A 17,794-nucleotide genomic window follows, 5' to 3' on the forward strand; every position below is an offset into this window, starting at 1 on the left:
GGGACTTCGCGGCACGACGCCCTACCGTGGGCCCCGGAAAGGGGACCACATGACCGCCAACACGCCACGGCTGCAGGGCAACCGCTGCCTTCTCGACCCCGAGCGCCCGTTCCCCGAACGCGTCGCCCGGCTGGTCCGGGCCTGGGAGGACGACGGCCGGGCCGGCTACCGCCTGGTCGACGGGCGGGCGTTGCTCGCCCTCTACTGCTGGCACCTGGACGCCACCCGGCGCGGCACCGCCGACGACAACCTGGCCACCACCGCGTACGTGGCCGCGGCCTTCGCCGCCAACGGGGGCGCGGACGGCTGGGACCTGCTGCTGCGCGAACGGGCCGACTGCACCTGCCACGGCCAGAGTTGGCGGCTGGAGAACATCTCGGTCTGCCTGGGCTGTCTGCGCTACGTCTGCTACCGGGTCGACGGCCCCTGCTGCCCCGGCGCCCGCATCGTCGGCTGAGTCCCGCCCGGATCCCCGGTCAGCAGGCGGCCCAGCAGCGCGGCGGGCCCCTCCGGCAGGGCCCCGTGCACGAGTTCGACGCGGTGCACCAGCCGGGGCTCCCGGACCGGGACGGCCGCCACGCCCGGCGCCTCGGCGAGGACCGCGGCGGGCAGCAGCGCCAGCCCGTGCCCGGCGGCGACCAGCGCGAGCAGCCCGCGCACATCGGTGCCCAGATAGCGGGCGGCCGGCCGGTAGCCGTCGACGGCGGTGGCGGCGCGCAGCCGGGCGCCGGTCGGGGCGAGGCCCGGGGCATCCAGCCAGCGGGCGGCGGACAGGTCGGCGAGCGCCAGTCCGGCGCGTCCGGCGAGCGGATGGCCCGCCGGAAGGGCGACGGCGAGCGGCTGCTCCGCGACGGCGACGGTGGAGAGCGGGCCCACGTCGGGCAGCGGGAGCGGGTCGGACGGGGCGGCCGGGCCGTCGACGAGCGCGAGGTCGACGGCGCCGGTGGCGACTTCGGCCGGCAGGACGTCCTGGCCGAGCACCCGGACCGTCAGGTCCACCGCCGGATGCACCCGGCGCACCTCGGCGAGCACGCGCCCCACCTCCACACCGAGCGCCAGCGGAGTGGCCCCGATGGTGAGCCTGGCGCTCGCGGCACCGGCCAGGCGCGCGATGTCGGCGCGCGCCGCGTCGATCCTCAGCAGCAGCGCGGAAGCGTGCTCCAACAGCCGCGCGCCCGCCTCGGTCGGGCCGACCGGGCGCCGGTGCAGGACCGGCGTGCCGAGGTCCGTCTCCAGCGCGGCGATCTGCTGGGAGACCGCCGACTGGGTGTAGCCGAGCTCCCGGGCCGCCTCGGAGAACGAGCCCAGCCGGACCACGGCCACGAAGGTGCGCAACTGCTGCGGCTCCACGCGCTATCACGTCCACTGATCAAGGAGTAAGGAATCATCGTTGGCGCTGATCCCGCGCCGCCGGTCAGGATAACCGCATGACGCATCCCGCTCCCCGCCTCGCCCTGGTCGGCGACCGCTCGACCGCCGTCCGCTCGCACACCCGGATCCCCGGCCTGCTCGACGCGCTCGCCGAACGCGACCAGCTCGTCCTGGACGCCTACTGGGTCCCCACCGAGGACGCCGCCGCCCCCGGCGCGCTCGACGGCTTCGACGCCGTCTGGCTGCTCCCCGGCAGCCCGTACCGCAGCGAGGACGGCGCGGTGGCCGCCGTCCGCACCGCCCGCGAGCGCCGCATCCCCTTCCTCGGCACCTGCGCCGGCTTCCAGCACACGGTGCTGGACTACGCCCGCCACGTCTGCGGCATCGGCGGCGCCGCCCACGGCGAGAGCCACCCCGACGAGGCGGACCTGGTGATCGTGCCGCTCAGCTGCTCCCTGGTGGGGCACGAGGGCGCCGTGCGCCTGACGCCCGGCTCGCTGGCCGAGCGCATCCTCGGCGCGCCCCGCACGATGGAGCGCTACCACTGCGCGTACGGGCTGAACGACGCCTACCGCGAGCGGCTGCGCGCCGGCGGCCTGCGGTTCAGCGGTGCGGACGAGGCCGGGGAGCTGCGGATCCTGGAGCTGCCCACCGAGGAGCACCCGTTCTTCCTGGCCACGCTGTTCCAGCCGGAGCTGGCCGGCGACGGCACCCGGGCCCACCCGATCATCCGCGCCTTCGCCGCCGCGGCCGTCGGCGGGGCGGCCGGCGGTGGGGCGGCCGGCGGGGCCGGTCTCAACGACGGGCGGTGAGCCGCTCCCACACCTCGGCGACCCTGGGCGCGAGTTCCTCCAGCGGGCCGCTGTTGTCGATCACCAGGTCGGCGATCGCCAACCGGTCGGCCCGGCTCGCCTGGGCCGCCATCCGGGCGCGGGCCTCCTCCTCGGTCATCCCGCGCAGCCGGACCAGCCGCTCGACCCGCACCTCGTCCGCCGCGTCGACCACGATCACCTGGTCGTACAGCGGCCCCAGCCCGTTCTCGGCGAGCAGCGGCACGTCGTGCACCACCACCGCGTCCGGCGCGGCCGCCGCCTCCAGCTCGGCGGACCGCGCCCGGACCAGCGGGTGGACGATCGCGTTCAGCGCCCGCAGCCGCTCCGGGTCGGCGAAGACGATCGCGCCGAGCGCCGGCCGGTCCAGCGAGCCGTCCGCCGCGAGCACGCCCTCGCCGAACTCGGCCACCACGGCCTTGAGGCCCGCCGTGCCGGGGGCGACCACCTCGCGGGCGATCACGTCGGAGTCCACGATCACCGCGCCGTGGGCGGCGAGCAGCCGCGACACCTCGCTCTTGCCCGCGCCGATGCCGCCCGTCAGTCCGATCTTCAGCATGGCGCCAGGCTACCGGCGGACCTCACTCCACGGTCACCCCAGGTCGAGGCTCTCGCCCTCCCCCAGCGCGCGCAGCTCCGCGCCGGTGCCCGGCCCGCCGGGGCCGACCAGCCGGGTGTGCACGGCGAGGCCGGCCGGGCTGAGCACCGCGTCGTGCACCGGCACCGCCTGCCGCGGCCCGGCCTCGCGGACGTAGTCGACCAGCTCGGCGACCTTGGTCCACGGCGCGGCGATCGGCAGCAGCAGGGTGTCCACCGAGTACGGCGGGACGGTCAGCGCGTCCCCCGGGTGGAACAGCCGCCCGTCGAAGAGGAACCCGACGTTGCGCACCCGGGGGATCTCCGGGTGGATCACCGCGTGCCACTCGCCGTGCACCGTGACCTCGATCCCGCCGACCTCGAAGGCGTCGTCCTCGCCGACCGCGGTCACCCGCCGGGCCACCCCGTCCAGCTTCCGGGCGACGTCCGGGTTGGTCCACACCCGCAGCGCCGGGTCCGCCTCCAGCGCGGCCCGCAGCGGGGCCTCCTCGAAGTGGTCGGCGTGCTCGTGGGTGATCAGCACGGCGTCCGCGCCCACCAGGGCGGCGGGGTCGGTGAACATCCCGGGATCGACGACGACGGTCGTCCCCTCGTGCTCCAGCCGTACACAGGCATGTCCGAACTTGGTGATCCGCATGCCTCAGCACGGTACTCCCGAACCGTTACGGCGCGATGGCGGTCACGACGCGCCGGCCACCACGGCGCGGTGGCGGTCATGGCGCGGTGGCGGTCACGGCGCGGCGGCGACCAGCTCCTTGTCGGCGACGGGCCGCTGGGCCGGCAGCGCCGCCGGCTCGATCTCCGGCAGCTCGACGTGCTCGCTCAGCCCGAACCGGTCGTGCAGCCGGCGCAGCGGGGCCGGCGCCCACCAGTTGAACTCGCCGAACAGGCTCATCGCGGCGGGCACCAGCAGGCAGCGCACCAGCGTGGCGTCGACCGCGACGGCGACGGCCAGCGCGATGCCCATCTGCTTGACCATCAGCATGTCGCCGAGCGCGAAGCCGGCGAAGACGATCACCATCAGCAGCGCCGCCGAGGTGATGATCTTCCCGCTGCGCTGGACGCCCAGCTCCACCGCCCGGGTGCAGCTGTGGCCCTTGTCCCGTAGCTCCTTGATCCGGGCGAGCAGGAAGACCTCGTAGTCCATCGACAACCCGAAGGCGAAGGCGAACACCAGCACCGGGATGAAGGTCTCCAGCCCGCCGGTCGGACTGAAGCCGAGCAGTCCGCTGAACCAGCCGTCCTGGAAGACCAGGGTGAGCGCGCCGAGCGAGGCACCCAGCGAGAGCAGGTTCATCAGCAGGGCCTTGACCGGCATCACCACCGAGCCGGTCATCAGGAAGAGCAGGATCAGCGTGCCGAGGGCGACCAGGCCGAGGGCGATCGGCCCCCGGGTGAGCAGTTCGTCCTGGAAGTCGACCACCGAGGCCGCGCCGCCGGTCACCTCGGTGGTGAGCCCGCCGCGGGCGGCGCGCAACTCCTTGACCACCTGCTTCGCCTGCCCGCCCTGCGGGTCGCCGTGCACCAGCACGTCGATGGTGGAGACGGTGTCGCTCACCGGGGTGACGGCGCGCACGCCGCTGACGCCGGGCAGCTGGGCCACCACGTCGTCCGCGTAGGCCTGGGCGACGGCGGCGCCGCTCTCCACCACGACCGTGATCGGGGCGGCGGAGGCCTGCGGGAAGCGCTGGTCGACGGTCTCGGCGACCTGCCGGCCGGCCGAGGAGGCGGGCAGCACGGCGGCGCCGGAGCTGCGCATGTCGGCGTGCAGGAACGGCGCGCCGGCGGCCATCAGCAGCGCGGTGCAGACCAGCGCCACGGGCACCGCCCGCTTGCGGACCCGGCGCACCGTCCGGCTGAAGAAGCCCTCGTCGGGGACGGGCGCGGTGGGCGTCTTGATCCGGCTCCCGGCGAAGCCGAGCAGCGCCGGGACCAGGGTCAGCGCTGCGGCGACCGCGATCACCACGACGCTCACCCCGGCCGCCGAGACGGCGGCGAGCACCGGGCTGGTGAAGACGAACAGGCCGGAGAGCGCGACGGCCACGGTCAGTCCGGAGAAGGCGACGGTGCGCCCGGCCGTGGCGGCGGTCCGCTCGACGGCGGCGGCGATCGGGGCGCCGTGGCCGCGTTCCTCGCGGAAACGGTTCACCATGAGCAGCGCGTAGTCGATCGACAGGCCGAGGCCCAGCACGGTGGCGATCGGCAGCACGCTGGTGTCGATGTCCATGATCCTGCTGAAGCCGAACATGGCCAGCAGCGCGCCGCCGACCGAGGCGACCGCTCCGATCACCGGCAGGCTGGCGGCGGCCAGGCCGCCGAAGACCAGGACCATGACGATCAGGGTGAGCGGCAGGGTGACCATCTCGCCGAAGCGGGTGTCCTTCTCGGTCTGCTTCTTGACCTCGTCCTCGAGCACCAGGTCGCCGCCGACGGTCACCTTGCCGCCCTCGGCCCGGACGTCGGCCTGAATGGCGGAAAGTCGCTGGGTTACCGCGGTGGTCTGGGCGGAGGTGCTGCTGTCGGCCATCCGCACCGAGACCAGGCTGGCGGTGCCGTCGGCCGAGCGGAGCGCCGCGGCGTCCGGGCCGGGGCCGTAGGCGTCGGTGGCCGAGGAGACCCCGGGAAGGGCGGCGATCTCGGCGGTGGCGCGGGTGACGGCGTCCCGGACGGCCGTGTCGTCCACCGGCCGGCCGTCCACCACGGCGGTGACGGTGCCCCTGGCCGGGTCGGCGGCGGCGACGACGGCACTGCCGCGGTCCGCCTCGGAGGAGGCGGAGGAGGCGCCGGCCACCGAGCCCTCGAAGACCCGCCCGCCGATCAGCACGCCTATCACCAGCACGACCGCCCAGAAACCGAGCACCCAGCGCCGCTGCCGGTAGCAGAACCGGCCGAGGGCGGCGAGGCGGCCACCGACCTGCTGGTCGGCGGAGGGGCGGGGGGAGGCAACGGAGGACGCGGCGGAGCGAAGGCTCATGTGCGGGGGGTGCCTAGCGTGCGGGGCCGGGTGAGCGACCCATCGGGCAACTCCTCCCAAGGTAGGCGCCCGCTCCCGAATCACCCATAGCTATTCAATGAGCCCCTCATCACAAAAATCCTTCCCATAAAGGACAAATAATGAAGGTCGAAAAACAATGAACCCCGCTCGGAAACCGAGCGGGGTTCATCAATGACGCTATGCGCTAGTCACGCACCAGCGGGGCAGAGCCTCAGCTCTGGCCGCCGGCCAGCTTCTCGCGCAGGGCGGCCAGGGCCTCGTCCGAGGCCAGGGCGCCGGAGCCCTCGTCGCTGCTGGACGAGTAGGAGCCACCCGCGGCGGCGGCGACGGCGTCGCCACCCTCGGCAGCGGCCTCCGCGTCGGCCTCGCGGCTCTTGATGACCTGGGCCTGGTGCTGCTCGAAGCGGGCCTGGGCCTCGGCGTACTGCCGCTCCCACTCCTCGCGCTGCTTCTCGAAGCCGGGCAGCCAGTCGTTCGCCTCGGGGTCGAAGCCCTCCGGGTAGATGTAGTTGCCCTGGTCGTCGTAGGACGCGGCCATGCCGTACAGGGTCGGGTCGAACTCGACCTCGGCCGGGTTGGCACCCAGCGCCTCGTTGGCCTGCTTCAGCGAGAGGCTGATGCGACGACGCTCGAGGTCGATGTCGATGACCTTGACGAAGATCTCGTCGCCGACCTGGACGACCTGCTCCGGGATCTCGACGTGGCGCTCGGCCAGCTCGGAGATGTGGACCAGACCCTCGATGCCCTCGTCCACGCGGACGAACGCACCGAACGGAACCAGCTTGGTGACCTTACCCGGAACGACCTGGCCGATCTGGTGGGTACGGGCGAACTGCTGCCACGGGTCCTCCTGGGTCGCCTTCAGCGACAGGGAGACACGCTCGCGGTCCATGTCCACGTCGAGAACCTCGACGGTGACCTCCTGGCCGACCTCGACGACCTCGGACGGGTGGTCGATGTGCTTCCAGGACAGCTCGGAGACGTGGACCAGACCGTCGACGCCACCCAGGTCCACGAAGGCACCGAAGTTGACGATCGAGGAGACGACGCCGGAGCGCACCTGGCCCTTCTGCAGGGTGGTGAGGAAGGTCTGGCGGACCTCGCTCTGGGTCTGCTCCAGCCAGGCACGGCGGGACAGGACCACGTTGTTGCGGTTCTTGTCCAGCTCGATGATCTTGGCCTCGAGCTCCTTGCCCACGTAGGGCTGGAGGTCGCGGACGCGACGCATCTCGACCAGCGAGGCCGGGAGGAAGCCGCGGAGGCCGATGTCGAGGATGAGACCACCCTTGACGACCTCGATGACGGTACCGGTGACGATGCCGTCCTCTTCCTTGATCTTCTCGATCGTGCCCCAGGCACGCTCGTACTGAGCGCGCTTCTTGGACAGGATGAGACGACCCTCCTTGTCCTCCTTCTGGAGAACCAGGGCCTCGATGTTGTCGCCGACGGCGACGACCTCGTGCGGGTCGACGTCGTGCTTGATCGACAGCTCGCGGGACGGGATGACGCCCTCGGTCTTGTAACCGATGTCGAGGAGAACCTCGTCACGGTCGACCTTCACGATGACGCCCTCGACGATGTCGCCATCGTTGAAGTACTTGATGGTCTCGTCAATCGCGGCCAGGAACGCCTCGGCGTCGCCGATGTCGTTGAGCGCGACCTGCGGGGTGGTGCTGAGGGAGGAGTCGGTGGGGCTCGTCATTAGGAAAAGGGCTCCGGTACGGACATGAAAGTCGTAGGTAATGCCACGCGGAGGGCCCGTATCGCTCCCACCGAAAGCCGGACAGCCAAGAACACGGAGCACCGGGATTCCCGTGGCAACGGGAGATCGGCGTCCGTCTTGCGACCGTGGGGTCTTCGACAGATGCGAGCGCGACCTGCTCCGTCCGAGGCGCGCAGGCCCGCAGCGCAACTTGTAGCATACGGGGACGGCCAGGCACGGTCAACGCCAAGAACGGCAAGACGGTGGAGCCCGGTATGGATCAGGCCATATCCTCCGATTGCGCACCTCAACGGGTGGCGGTCGCAGGGAGGACCCTTCCCCGGATGCCACCACCGGGACACCGGACCTCTCGGACCGGTTCACGGCAGCGGCGCTTCCGCAGACGACACCCTACGCGATGGGCCTTCTCACCGTGACCGGCACCCCCCTCCCCGACCCCATTGATCTTGACGAGGACGACGACGACGCGGTAAGGCGCTCCGCCGGCACCGGCGAGAGCAGCCGCGCCAGCCGCCACTGGTGGGACCGCAACGCCGACGAATACCAGGACGAGCACGGCGAGTTCCTGGGCGACGACCGCTTCACCTGGTGCCCCGAGGGCCTCGACGAGGCGGACGCCCGGCTGCTCGGCGACGTCGCCGGCCGCACCGTCCTGGAGATCGGCGCCGGCGCCGCCCAGTGCTCGCGCTGGCTGGCCGGCCGCGGCGCCCACCCGGTCGCCCTCGACATCTCGCACCGCCAGCTCCAGCACTCGCTGCGGATCGACCTCGCCCGCGGCACCGCGCCCGTCCCGGTCGTCCAGGCCGACGCCGCCGTGCTGCCCTTCGCCGACGCCTCCTTCGACCTCGCCTGCTCCGCCTACGGCGCCGTCCCGTTCAGCGCCGACACCGCCGCCCTGATGCGCGAGGTCCACCGGGTGCTGCGGCCCGGCGGGCGCTGGGTCTTCTCGGTCACCCACCCGATCCGCTGGGCCTTCCCCGACGAGCCCGGCGTCGAAGGGCTCACCGCCGTCGCCTCCTACTTCGACCGCACCCCCTACGTCGAACAGGACGAGCAGGGCCGGGCCACCTACGTCGAGCACCACCGCACCCTCGGCGACCGGGTCCGCGAGCTCGTCGCCGCCGGCTTCCGGCTGCTCGACCTCGTCGAGCCCGAGTGGCCGGACGGGCACGAGCAGGACTGGGGCGGCTGGTCCCCGCTGCGCGGGCGGCTCATCCCCGGCACCGCGATCTTCGTCACCGAGCGGGGCTGACACCTTGTTGAACCCGGCCTGGCGCGAGCTGCCCGTCCGCACCGCCCTGCCCGCCCTGGCCGACGCGCTGGAGGAGCACGGCGCCGCCGTCCTCGCCGCCCCGCCCGGCACCGGCAAGACCACCCTGGTGCCGCTGGCGCTGGCCGGGTTGCTCGGTTCCGGAGCCGTTCGCCGTGTCCTCGTCGCCGAACCGCGCCGGCTCGCCGTCCGGGCCGCCGCCCGGCGGATGGCCTGGCTGCTCGGCTCGACGGTGGGCGCCGAGGTCGGCTTCACGGTGCGCGGCGAGCGGCGGGTCGGACCGGACACCGTGGTCGAGGTGGTCACCACCGGCGTCCTGCTGCAGCGGCTCCAGCGCGACCAGGAACTGTCCGGGGTCGACATCGTCGTCCTGGACGAGTGCCACGAGCGGCACCTCGACGCCGACACCGCGCTCGCCTTCCTGCTCGACGTGCGCGCGGCGCTGCGTCCCGAGCTGCGGATCGTCTGCGCCTCGGCCACCTCGGACACCGCCGCGTGGGCCGAGCTGCTGGACGGCGCGCCCGTCGTCGAGGCCCACGGGGTCTCGCACCCGGTCGAGGTGGTCTGGGCGCCGCCCGCCCGCGCCGTGCGGCCCGCGCACGGCACCCGGGTGGACTTCGCGCTGCTCGACCACGTGGCTTCCGTCGTCCGGCGGGCGCTGAGCGAGCGCGAGGGTGACGTGCTCTGCTTCCTGCCCGGGGTCGGCGAGATCGCCCGGGTCGCCGGACAGCTCGGCGGCGTGCCGGCGGACGTGCTCCAGCTGCACGGGCGTGCGCCGCAGGACGTCCAGGACGCCGCGCTCACCCCTTCGTCCGGGCGCCGCGTCGTCCTGTCCACCGCCGTCGCCGAGTCCTCGCTCACCGTGCCCGGGGTACGGATCGTGGTGGACGCCGGGCTCGCCCGCGAGCCGCGCACCGACCACGCGCGCGGGCTCGCCGCCCTGGTCACCGTCCGCGCCTCGCTCGCCGCCGCCCGCCAGCGGGCCGGCCGCGCCGGGCGCGAGGCCCCGGGCACGGTCTACCGCTGCTGGCACGAGGCCGAGGACGCCCGCGCCACCCGCTTCCCGACACCCGAGATCGCGCTCGCCGACCTCACCCCCTTCGCGCTCCAGGCCGCCGTGTGGGGCGACCCGGACGCCACGGGGCTCGCCCTGCCTGACCGGCCCCCGGCGGGCGCGATGGCCGCCGCCCGGGAAACCCTGCTCGCCCTCGGGGCGGTCTCCGCCGACGGCCGCGCCACGGCGCGTGGCGTCCGCCTCGCCCGTACGGGGCTGCACCCCCGGCTCGCCCGCGCCCTCGTCGACGGGGCAGCCGCCGTGGGCGCCCGCCGGGCGGCCGAAGTCGTCGCCCTGCTCTCCGAGGAACCCCCTCGTACCCTCGGCGACGACCTCGCCGCCGTCCTGCGCACCGTCCGCACCTCCCGCGACCCCTACGCGGGCCACTGGCGCGACGAAGTCCGCCGCCTCCTGCGCTCCACCGACGACCAGGGGGCCACCAGCCTCCCCGACACCACCGCCGTCGGCCTGGTGGTCGCCCTCGCCTTCCCCGAACGCATCGCCCGCGCCCGGGTGGAGCGGCCCGCACCCGGCGAACGCAGCCCCTACCTGATGGCCTCCGGCACCGCCGCCGAACTCGCCCCCGGCACCGCCCTGGGCGCCCTCCCCTGGCTCGCCGTCGCCGTCGCCGACCGCCCGGCCGGCGCGCCCTCGGCCCGGATCCTGCACGCCGCCGTGCTCGACGAGGACACCGCCCGCCAGGCCGGCGCGCCGCTCCTCACCCAGCGCGCCGAAGTCCACTGGGACACCCGGCGAGGTGAGGTCGTCTCCCGCCAGGTCGACTCCCTCGGCGCCATCGAACTCGCGGAGAAGCCCCTCACCAAGCCCGACCGGGCCCTCGTCCGCGCCGCCCTCCTCGAAGGCCTCGCGCGCGAGGGTGTCAGCACCCTGCTGACCTTCCCGTCCAACCTGCGCGAGCGATTGGCCTTCCTGCACACCGCCATCGGCGCCCCCTGGCCCGACGTCAGCGACGAGGCCCTGCTCAACCGCGCCGAGGAATGGCTCGAACCCGAACTCTCCCGCGCCCGCCGCCGAGCCGACCTGGCCCGCATCGATACGACGGCAGCCCTCCAACGCCTCCTGCCCTGGTCCACCGGCGAGGCCGGCCGCCTCGACGAACTCGCCCCCGAGCGAATCACCGTCCCCAGTGGATCGAAGATCCGAGTCGACTACACCACCGAACGCCCAGTGCTGGCGGTGAAGTTGCAGGAACTCTTCGGCTGGAAGGCCACTCCAACGCTGGCCGCCGGAAAGGTCCCCCTCACCATCCACCTCCTCTCCCCCGCCGGCCGCCCCGCCGCCATCACCGGAGACCTGGCGTCCTTCTGGCACAACGGCTACCCCGCCGTCCGCGCAGACCTCAGAGGCCGCTACCCCCGCCACCCCTGGCCCGAAGACCCGACAACGGCAGAGCCGACGAAGCGCACCAACGCCCGGAAGTAGACCCCAGGAGTAGGCCCCGCCGCCCAAATCATGGGCGGCGGGGCCTCGGACGACTTGTGGACTCCGTCAGCCCTCGCCGAACTCGCCGACTCGAACAGCCACAACGAACGCCTGCCACGCGTCGGTCGAATAAGCCAGTGCGGGGCCCTCGGGATCCTTGGAATCGCGGACTGGCACCCGGCCCGACGACCCGATTGCCACCTCGACGCATTGTCCCTGCTGAGCACTGTACGAGCTCTTGCGCCAAGCGGCGCCGCGCAGGTCATCCATGATCAAAACCCTTCCGCACTTCTCGAATGAGCCCATGCACTCGCTGCTTGACAGTCCAGCTCATGGGTCTGTCACGGCCTCCTGCGATGATCACCAGCAGTGCCGACAGAACCGGAGCAGACCATGGCCGAGCTGGTAGAGCAGGGCGTTGCGCGGGTGGCCGAGAGAATCACGGCGAGCGCCCCGCAGGGATGGACGGCGGCGGTACTGGTCAGCACCGGAGGCCTGTTCGGCTCCGGCGTCTCCGGTCAGTACACCATCGCCGGCGCGAAGCCGCGGCCGATCAACCCGTTCGGGACTTTCCAGGCGCTGGACGACGTGTCGGCGGCGGTGGGCGCGGCCCGTGGCTGGGAGGGCACCAGGCTGGAGATACGGTGCCAGCCGTCCGGGGAGTTCACCCTGGTTGCGTCCCGGGACACCGTCTCCCGCCTTCGCGGTTCGCGTCCAGGCTTCCTGACCGTCCTGGACTACGACTACCGGCTGTCCCAGCCGGGGTTCGTCCAGGAGGAGAGCACCGCCGCCCCGGCAGGGGATCCAGACCTGGCGGTCGCCCGGTTCCGCGCCTACCTGGAGCGGCGTGCCGAAATCCTGGGGCACGTTGAAAGGCTGCCACCACCCGTGACCACCGCGGCGCTCGACGAAGCCGAGCGCCGCCTCGGGCGACCTCTGCCCGCCGACCTGCGCGCGCTCTACCTGATCGCCGACGGCAGCGGAGACGAAGCGCTCGGTCTCTTCGGCAACCTCTGCTGGATGCCGCTGGCACGCCTGGTCACCATCAACGCCGACCTGAGGGAACCGGTGTGGCCCGGCTGGGAGAATTCCTGGGACTCGGTGGTACTCGACGCCTACCCGCCCGACACCGTCCGGCGCTGCCACGAGCATCCAGGCTGGCTCCCGTTCGCCACCGCCGATGACGGCAACTACCTGGCGGTCGACATGTCCCCGGCCCATGCCGGCCGTCCCGGCCAGGTGATCCAGATCGGCCGCGACTACTACGACGGACCTCTCTACGTCTGCGACTCCATCACCTCTCTCGTCGCCCGCTACCTGGAACTGCTGGAGCAAGACGCTTACGAGGTGGAGGAGGACGACGTCGACTACATCGACTTCGTGGAAGGCCCCCGCGAGCCCGGCCCCGATCCCGAGCTGCGAACTGACGGAATTCCCCACGACATCCCACCTAGCATCCAGGCCGTCCTGATCCAATTCAATGCCCCCACCGGGCTCATGGACCTCACTCCGCTCGCCGCCGCTCACCACTTGCGGCGCCTCGAACTCAAACGCCGCGCTATCGCTGACCTGGCCCCCATCCGGGCCCTGCCCGTCGAGTCCCTGGGAGTCACCCTGCATGGTGGCGACCTCGCGCCGCTCGAACGCCACCGGCACCTGGCCTCCCTCGACCTTGCCACCACTATCCCGATCGACATCACCCCACTGCGCACCGTCCCGAACCTGCGCGGCCTGGACCTCTCCCGGGCCAACGTCCGGGACCTGACCGCGCTTGCCGAGTTCCCCGACCTGCGCTACCTGGCCCTCTCAGGGAGCCAGTGGGCCGTCCTGCTCGACCAGGGTGAGCTCCCGTCCACCCTGGCCGCCGCCCGCCTGGCCGAGGCAGAGGTCTCGCGTGACGAGGCGCTGTCCTGGGCAGAACGGCTCGGCTTGGCCGCTGGGGAGCCGTTCTGTGTCACAGGAACCCTCGCGCTTGACGGCAAGTGAGAACGGCCACGACCGATGGCCACTGCCGACCCGGGGCATTCTCGAAGTAGGCCACTGGGCTTACGCGCTACTCCCCAAGTCGATCAGTCCCGACATCAGGAGGAGGCCCCACTGCTCGCCTGCGGGCAGTGGGGCCTTGGGCAACTTGCGGGCGCAGGAAGTCGACCCCACCGACTTCCTGCGCAGCCACCCCACCGTCGTGGGGCCTGCAGGCAGTCCCCAGGCCTGTATCGCTCGACCCCACGCCGCCTTCGCGGCCATGCGCCGTTGACACACCTCGTCCGCGACTTCACCGTGTGCACTGCGGCGACTACCCTCTGAACGCCCGGACCCAGGAGACCCCCATGGCGCTGGATTTCGCAGGGATCGACCCCGAGAGCAAGAGCGGGGGCTCACCGACCGTGTGGATCGAGGACGAGGCGAACGAGCTTGTGATCCAGGGCTGGAAGGCGGATTCCGAGCTCAAGGCCCGCATCCTCGGAACCGAGTGGGTTCCCGGCCACAACCAGGGCATCCCCGACCACGAAACCGTCGTCCGCATCCCCATGCGAATGATCCCGATCCTGCGAAAGGCGTGCGATGACGCAGAACGTGCCGGACTTTTCCGCCCTGTTGAAGGGAGCCCGGCGGACGGCTGTCCATCTGGAGATGCGTGACGCCTACGGTGTCGCCGACGAGGCCGCCGAGTTCGAGGAGTTCAAGCGGGTCGGCTCGGTCGATCTGGACCCTGACTCCGAAGGCTGGGCCGGCTGGGTGCCACTCGTTCGAGAGGCCGTCGGCCGTGGCGTGGTGCTGCGCCGGGCGAGGATCGTATCGGAGCCGGTCACCGACTACATCCGCTGGGAGCACGCGCTGACCCCCGTGAACCTCGCTGCGGGCGAGCACGTGCGGTGGCTCCCCCGGCGCCTCGCCTCGGACATCCCGCTGCCCGGCAACGACCTCTGGCTGATCGACGACCGTCTGGCCCTCTTCCACTGGTTCACCGGCGACGGCGACTGGGCCGGGCACGAGTACACCGAGGATCCGGCCGTGGTGAAGATGGTCTCCGACGCCTTCGAGGCAGTCTGGGCACGTGGCATCCCTCACGACCGGTACATCGTCTGACCCACTCGATCCTCCGGCGGACCGTTCATGGCCTCTTCCCCGTCCTCAGCTGCTCAAGCCGCCCGTCAGGCTCTGGCCGACAGGCTCCGGGACCTGCGCAGGGACGCGGGACTGACCGGCCGTGAACTGTCCGCCCGCTGCGGCTGGCACCCTGCGAAGACCAGCCGCATCCAGAAAGCCGAATCCACGCCCTCCGACGACGACATCCGCGCCTGGTGCACGGCCTGCGGCACGGAGGACCACATCCCCGTACTGATCGCGGCCTCACGTTCGGTCGCGTCGATGTACGTGGAGTGGAAGCGCCTCCAACGCGCCGGGCTCCAGCAGCTCCAGGAGACCTACACCCGTTCCTACCGGGCATCACGGCTCCTACGCCTCTACTCCTCGGATGTCGTTCCCGGCATGCTGCAGACTCCCGGCTACGCCGCGACGATCCTTTCCCGGTTCGCCGACACCGCCGGTTCACCCGACGAGCTCGAACGGGCTGTCGCCCAGCGGATGCGAAGCGCCAGGCCCATGCGCGAGGGCAACCACCGCATCGTCTGTCTGGTCGAGGAGTCCGTCCTCCGCTACCGGATCGCCGAGCGATCGGTCATGGTCGAGCAGTTGGCCCGGCTTCTCGCGGCCAAGGCGCTCCCTCGGGTCAGCCTCGGCATCATCCCGTTCACAGCGCAGCGGACCATCTGGCCAGTGGAGACCTTCCATGTCATCGACGACCGGATGATCGAGGTTGAGTTGGTCACCGCCCGCGTGCAGGTCACCAACCCGCCCGAAGTCGGCGAATACCTCGAGACCTTCACCGAACTGCAAGGGCTCGCGGTCTACGGCCGGGAGGCCGACGCCCTCATCGCCTCGGCGATCGACGCCCTCGGGTGAATTTCCGCAATCCTCCGCAACTCCATGGGAACTGTCCGACGCTGCTCCGTACCGTCGTCGACACCCTCGTCCTGAACGAGGAGTCGACCAACTAGGTCCAGCAGCAGCTCTGCTGGCCTGATCCGAATCACAAATCCAAGGAGGACGCATGACGCGGACACCTGCGCCGTGGGGCATCGGCAGGATGGAGCCCTATGCGGCCACCGCCACGCTCCCGGCGTTCACGCCCGTGATCGACCCCGAGACGCAGCTCGCCGTCATCGTGGACGAGAACGGCCGAACGGTCGAGCTGGGGAGCCACGGCACCAGCACCAGCGGTGTCACGCCCACCCAGACGACCCCCGGTGACGGGGCCGCGCCGGGCGGCGCCACGGACAGCGATGTCACCGAGTCCTACGACCAGGACCAGAGTTCCGGCTGATGGACAACCGAAGCGGGTCGGTGCTGGTACTGACCAACTCCTCCGATGCGACAGCGGATGCGGTCCTGCGGGTGCTCGCCGAGCGCCGGGTTCCCGTGGTCCGTATCGATCCCGGCACCGACCTGCACACGAGTGCCTCGCTGACCGCCACGTACAGCGTGGACGGTCAGCGAGGTACCCTCCGCACGTCGAGCCGTGAGCTGGACCTCACGGCCGTTCGTTCCGTCTGGGTCCGCAGGCCCTCGCCCTACGAGGGACCGCCTGGTCTCGACGGCCAGGACCGCCGATTCGCCGCCTCGCAAACGTTCTGGGGAGCGGGTGGCATCCTGGCCTCGCTCCCCGGAGCCCATTACGTGAACCATCCCTGGCACAACCGGGAGGCGGAGTACAAGCCGGCCCAGCTCGCCGCCGCACAGCAGTGCGGATTCCATGTTCCCCACACGCTGATCACCAACGACGCGGTCGAGGCACGGGAGTTCACCACCCGCCATGCCGGCGGCACGGTCTACAAGCCTGTGTGGAACACCCCGTACTCCGTCGACGGGCAGGCTCGGGCCGTATGGGTCCGCGAAGTCCGAAGCCAGGAGATCACCAACGCCGTGACGGCATGTCCACACATGTTCCAGGCCAGGATTCCGAAGGCGTTCGACACCCGGGTGACCGCAGTCGGCGACCGGCTGTTCGGCACCCGCATCGACAGCCCGGATGTCGACTGGCGATACCGACAGGACCGGATGCGCTGCCGCCCGATCGACATCCCCTCGTCGGTTGCCGAGGCCGTCGCCCGCTACCTCACCACCTTCCGGTTGACCTTCGGCGCCTTCGACTTCGCCGTCACCGCAGACGACACGTGGCACTTCCTGGAGTGCAACCCGAACGGGCAATGGGCATGGCAGCCGGCCCGAACTACCCACCGGGTCGCAGTCGCGATCGCCGACCAACTGGAAAGAGGCCACGAGCAGTGACCACCTCCGACACCCTGCGCACCACCCTGGTCGAGCAACTCACCGAGAACGGCGCGCTCGCCGAACCCGCGTGGGCCGAGGCCGCCGCCGCGGTACCCCGCGAACTCTTCGTCGGCTCCTACTTCGTCCCGGTCGACGGCAGCGCCCCGACCAGCTACCGGACCATCCACCGCGACACCCCCGGATGGCTGGAGGGGGTCTATGCCGACCGTACGCTCATCACCCAACTCGACGGCCGCACCAGCCCGGAAGACATCGGGGACCGGGACGTGACGGGCGCGCCGTCCTCGTCCTCCACGTTGCCTTCGCTCGTGCTGGGCATGTGGCAGCAGCTCGGCGCGGACATCGGTCACCACGTCCTCGAAGTCGGTACCGGGACCGGCTACTCGACCGCCCTCGGCGCCCACCGCCTCGGCGACGGGCACATCACCAGCATCGAGTACGACCCGCAGGTGGCCGCACGCGCCGCCAACGCCCTTCGGGCCGCCGGCTACGCCCCGCGCCTCATCGTCGGTGACGGTCTCGGCGGGGACCCGACCGGCGGCGCCTTCGACCGGCTGATCGCGACGTGCTCGGTCCGCTACCTGCCGATGGCCTGGCTGCGCCAGGTGAAGCCGGGTGGCCGCATCCTGGTCACCTTCTCCGGATGGAGCTATGCCAACGCGCTGGCGCTGCTCGATGTGACCGACTCCGGCGAGGCCACGGGCCGCTTCCTGCCCGGCTACACCAGTTTCATGATCGCCCGCCCTCACGACAGGCCTCCCCGCCCGACCCTGGCGCTCCTCCCCGGGGAGGAGCGCGCGAGCCGAATCGATCCCGCGAAGCTCGATACGTGGACCGGCGGTTGGGTCGCACAGCTCGCGGCGCCGTCCGCCGAGCGGATGGGAAGTGGTGGGCAGCAGATCCTCTCGGACGTGGCCACCGGCTCGCAGGCCAGGACCATGCCCCACCCCGAGGGCGGCTGGACCGTGGTTCAGCGCGGACCGATCCGCCTGTGGGACCAGGTGGAGACCGCCATCGAGGCCTGGCAGAGCGTGGGCGAACCGCACCAGGACGCCTTCGGCATCACGGTCTCGGCGACGGGCCAGCGGGTCTGGCTCGGCAGCGAGGACGGCCCGGGCTGGGACCTCCCCGTCTGACCCGCCGACGTGCCCGAACC

General features: G+C 71.9%; 17 protein-coding genes. 11 read left to right on the forward strand and 6 right to left on the reverse strand.

Annotated elements, in window-relative coordinates; genetic code table 11:
• The first annotated feature begins 49 nt into the window (after window positions 1-49).
• Complete coding sequence (locus tag ABTX81_RS13095) at window positions 50-457, forward strand: hypothetical protein (protein ID WP_350543869.1); 408 nt, start codon at window positions 50-52, stop codon at window positions 455-457.
• On the opposite strand, the gene ABTX81_RS13100 is transcribed toward ABTX81_RS13095, so the two are convergent.
• The gene (locus ABTX81_RS13100; RefSeq protein ID WP_350543871.1) at window positions 409-1,350 is read right to left on the reverse strand and encodes a LysR family transcriptional regulator; all 942 of its coding nucleotides are present in this window, start codon (window positions 1,348-1,350) and stop codon (window positions 409-411) included. The two genes, ABTX81_RS13095 and ABTX81_RS13100, sit on opposite strands and share 49 nt — an antisense overlap.
• 77 nt (window positions 1,351-1,427) lie before the next feature.
• On the opposite strand from ABTX81_RS13100, the gene ABTX81_RS13105 reads away from it, so the two are divergent.
• Window positions 1,428-2,183, forward strand: a complete 756-nt coding sequence (locus ABTX81_RS13105) for a CTP synthase C-terminal region-related (seleno)protein (protein WP_350543873.1) — start codon at window positions 1,428-1,430, stop codon at window positions 2,181-2,183.
• Here ABTX81_RS13105 and coaE read toward each other — a convergent pair.
• From coaE to rpsA, 4 genes are all read right to left on the reverse strand, one after another.
• Window positions 2,167-2,760, reverse strand: coding sequence for a dephospho-CoA kinase (coaE, locus tag ABTX81_RS13110; protein ID WP_350543875.1), 594 nt, complete (start codon window positions 2,758-2,760; stop codon window positions 2,167-2,169). The two genes, ABTX81_RS13105 and coaE, sit on opposite strands and share 17 nt — an antisense overlap.
• 33 nt (window positions 2,761-2,793) lie before the next feature.
• Window positions 2,794-3,435, reverse strand: coding sequence for an MBL fold metallo-hydrolase (locus ABTX81_RS13115; RefSeq protein WP_350543877.1), 642 nt, complete (start codon window positions 3,433-3,435; stop codon window positions 2,794-2,796).
• A gap of 93 nt (window positions 3,436-3,528) precedes the next feature.
• Window positions 3,529-5,772 carry an MMPL family transporter gene (locus ABTX81_RS13120; protein WP_350543880.1) on the reverse strand — a complete coding sequence of 748 codons (2,244 nt, stop codon included), beginning with the start codon at window positions 5,770-5,772 and terminating at the stop codon, window positions 3,529-3,531.
• A gap of 232 nt (window positions 5,773-6,004) precedes the next feature.
• The gene (rpsA, locus tag ABTX81_RS13125; protein ID WP_350543883.1) at window positions 6,005-7,495 is read right to left on the reverse strand and encodes a 30S ribosomal protein S1; all 1,491 of its coding nucleotides are present in this window, start codon (window positions 7,493-7,495) and stop codon (window positions 6,005-6,007) included.
• 418 nt (window positions 7,496-7,913) lie between these two features.
• Between rpsA and ABTX81_RS13130 the strand changes: the two genes are divergently transcribed.
• The gene (locus ABTX81_RS13130; RefSeq protein WP_350543885.1) at window positions 7,914-8,768 is read left to right on the forward strand and encodes a class I SAM-dependent methyltransferase; all 855 of its coding nucleotides are present in this window, start codon (window positions 7,914-7,916) and stop codon (window positions 8,766-8,768) included.
• 4 nt (window positions 8,769-8,772) lie between these two features.
• Window positions 8,773-11,283 (forward strand): ATP-dependent helicase HrpB, encoded by a 2,511-nt coding sequence (hrpB, locus tag ABTX81_RS13135; protein WP_350543887.1) that lies wholly within the window; start codon window positions 8,773-8,775, stop codon window positions 11,281-11,283.
• Window positions 11,284-11,349: 66 nt separating this feature from the next.
• Here hrpB and ABTX81_RS13140 read toward each other — a convergent pair whose 3' ends face one another.
• Window positions 11,350-11,553 carry a DUF397 domain-containing protein gene (locus ABTX81_RS13140; RefSeq protein ID WP_350543890.1) on the reverse strand — a complete coding sequence of 68 codons (204 nt, stop codon included), beginning with the start codon at window positions 11,551-11,553 and terminating at the stop codon, window positions 11,350-11,352.
• Between the two features lie 123 nt (window positions 11,554-11,676).
• Between ABTX81_RS13140 and ABTX81_RS13145 the strand changes: the two genes are divergently transcribed.
• From ABTX81_RS13145 to tgmC, 7 genes are all read left to right on the forward strand, one after another.
• Complete coding sequence (locus ABTX81_RS13145) at window positions 11,677-13,269, forward strand: SMI1/KNR4 family protein (protein ID WP_350543893.1); 1,593 nt, start codon at window positions 11,677-11,679, stop codon at window positions 13,267-13,269.
• 344 nt (window positions 13,270-13,613) lie between these two features.
• Window positions 13,614-13,925: a hypothetical protein gene (locus ABTX81_RS13150; protein WP_350543895.1), complete on the forward strand. Its 312-nt coding sequence runs from the start codon at window positions 13,614-13,616 to the stop codon at window positions 13,923-13,925.
• A complete protein-coding gene (locus ABTX81_RS13155) occupies window positions 13,849-14,373 on the forward strand; it encodes a DUF6879 family protein (protein ID WP_350543897.1) in 525 nt (174 codons plus the stop codon). The genes ABTX81_RS13150 and ABTX81_RS13155 overlap by 77 nt, the downstream gene beginning before the upstream one ends.
• Before the next feature lie 27 nt (window positions 14,374-14,400).
• Window positions 14,401-15,249, forward strand: a complete 849-nt coding sequence (locus ABTX81_RS13160) for a helix-turn-helix domain-containing protein (protein WP_350543899.1) — start codon at window positions 14,401-14,403, stop codon at window positions 15,247-15,249.
• Window positions 15,250-15,397: 148 nt separating this feature from the next.
• Window positions 15,398-15,670 (forward strand): putative ATP-grasp-modified RiPP, encoded by a 273-nt coding sequence (gene tgmA, locus ABTX81_RS13165; RefSeq protein WP_350543901.1) that lies wholly within the window; start codon window positions 15,398-15,400, stop codon window positions 15,668-15,670.
• Complete coding sequence (gene tgmB, locus ABTX81_RS13170; protein WP_350543903.1) at window positions 15,670-16,635, forward strand: ATP-grasp ribosomal peptide maturase; 966 nt, start codon at window positions 15,670-15,672, stop codon at window positions 16,633-16,635. The genes tgmA and tgmB overlap by 1 nt, the downstream gene beginning before the upstream one ends.
• Entirely contained in the window at window positions 16,632-17,774 is a 1,143-nt protein-coding gene (gene tgmC, locus ABTX81_RS13175) for an ATP-grasp peptide maturase system methyltransferase (RefSeq protein WP_350543906.1), read from the forward strand. The genes tgmB and tgmC overlap by 4 nt, the downstream gene beginning before the upstream one ends.
• Window positions 17,775-17,794 lie beyond the last annotated feature (20 nt).

It is taken from the genome of Kitasatospora sp. NPDC097605, assembly GCF_040302725.1.
Taxonomy (GTDB): domain Bacteria; phylum Actinomycetota; class Actinomycetes; order Streptomycetales; family Streptomycetaceae; genus Kitasatospora.